1 pseudogene is annotated in these 418 nt (G+C 58.1%); it reads right to left on the bottom strand.

Features of this window, described 5'->3' with window-relative positions:
* Window positions 1–268, bottom strand: a pseudogene (locus C6W91_RS21320) (hypothetical protein); the annotation flags it as partial.
* Window positions 269–418 lie beyond the last annotated feature (150 nt).

Below are 418 nucleotides of genomic sequence, written 5' to 3'. Positions count from 1 at the left end.
GCGTCACCGTGCTCTCATAGGAGGTGCCCGCCCCAAGGGTCAGGATCGTGTCGTTGCCCACATGCTCGAGCGAGATCGTCACGACAGCACCCGGACCAAAGCTGTTCAGCTGCAGCACATCGCCGTCAGAGAAATCCGTAATGACTTCGGCGCCAAACCCGTCGTAGTCCATACCGTTCCAGAGAAGATCCGCCTGGAAGGTGTCATTCCCGGCTCCGCCCGTCAGCGTGTCGTTTCCTCCGGCGCCGTTAAGGGTATCGTCAAACAATGACCCTTGGACTAGGTTGTCACCTTCGTCTCCAAACGCTGTGCCGCCGGCAGAAGGTGCGTTTACGGTGTTGGGTGATGTCATTAGGGAAAGTCTGAAAAACCTCGTGCTCTGAGCGGGTTGCGGTAGACTGAGCGGGACCTTGAAGGA

Source organism: Phaeobacter sp. SYSU ZJ3003 (genome assembly GCF_041300735.1).
GTDB lineage: Bacteria > Pseudomonadota > Alphaproteobacteria > Rhodobacterales > Rhodobacteraceae > Phycobacter > Phycobacter gallaeciensis_A.
Note: the sequence above shows the minus strand (reverse complement) of the source record. Positions and strands in the feature narration are given on the sequence as shown.